The 577-nt window shown below is 42.6% G+C and carries 1 protein-coding gene; it reads left to right on the forward strand.

What is annotated here, in order from left to right; genetic code table 11:
• Positions 1 to 577: hemagglutinin repeat-containing protein (locus CEV08_RS09335; protein WP_143434480.1), on the forward strand; the 577-nt coding region annotated here is incomplete at both ends.

Consider the following 577-nt stretch of genomic DNA (forward strand, 5'->3'; position numbering starts at 1 on the left):
TGGTGTGGGATCAGGCAAGGGTTTTGTTTCGATATATGGGAGTGAGGAAAAGACAGAGAATGAAGAAAGCTTTGAACATCAAGGCTCTTTGCTCAATGGTAAAAATATCATCATCACCGCCAAAAAAGAAGATGTGAAAGTGGTTGGTTCTGACTTTAGCGCAGAGGAAGATATTAAGCTTTCAGCAGCCCATAATGTGAATGTTTTGCCTGGTCATAATCGTCATAGCGCAAACACAAAGGAAGAACGCACAGGCTTTGGGATTCAGTTTGAAAAGAACAAAAGTGGTGCCTCTATTGGTGTTGGGGTTGAGAGCAATAAAGATACGGGCGATCAATGGGAAAAGTTCAATGTTCAATCCAATTTTAATGCGGGTAAAGATGTACAGATCAATGCCGGCAATGATGTGAATTTACAAGTGGCAAATGTTTCGGCAGACCGTGATGTCAACATCGATGCAGGCAATAACGTGACGTTTTCAGCAGCTGATGATACCTCTAATGCACAAGAAACACATGAAAAAACCTTTGCCGGTGTGACAGCCTCTGCGGATATTGGTGTTCTTGGCACGGTACAA

It is taken from the genome of Bartonella tribocorum (genome assembly GCF_002778015.1).
In the GTDB taxonomy this organism is placed as follows: Bacteria; Pseudomonadota; Alphaproteobacteria; order Rhizobiales; family Rhizobiaceae; genus Bartonella; species Bartonella tribocorum_B.